This is a genomic window from Adlercreutzia sp. DFI.6.23 (genome assembly GCF_024462535.1).
GTDB classification, from domain to species: domain Bacteria; phylum Actinomycetota; class Coriobacteriia; order Coriobacteriales; family Eggerthellaceae; genus Adlercreutzia; species Adlercreutzia rubneri.
In genome coordinates, this window is sequence record NZ_JANGBP010000761.1 from 1 (window position 1) to 289 (window position 289).

The window sequence follows — 289 nt, forward strand, 5'->3', positions numbered from 1 at the left end:
GCTCGTCCGCGGCTCAAACGTGCTCGTGGCCGACGGGGCCTTCCCTGGCGTGGCCATCGCCCTCGGACGCGATTTCCGCACCCTGCGCTTCGATGGGGATCGCTTCGTCGTGGGCGCCGGCGCCTCGCTCTCCTCGGTGGTGCAGGAGGCCTTCAAGCGCGCCATCGGCGGCTTCGAGTTCGCCGTGGGCACCCCGGGCACCATAGGCGGCGCCCTGCGCATGAATGCCGGCACAGCCGACGAGTGGATAGGGCAGCGCGTCATCTCCGTCACCACTTACCGGCCCGGG

The 289-nt window shown here is 70.9% G+C and carries 1 protein-coding gene; it reads left to right on the forward strand.

What is annotated here, in order from left to right; all coding sequences use genetic code 11:
• Positions 1 to 289, forward strand: a 289-nt coding sequence (locus tag NE591_RS15365) for an FAD-binding protein (RefSeq protein WP_256157115.1), incomplete at both ends; no start/stop codon positions are given.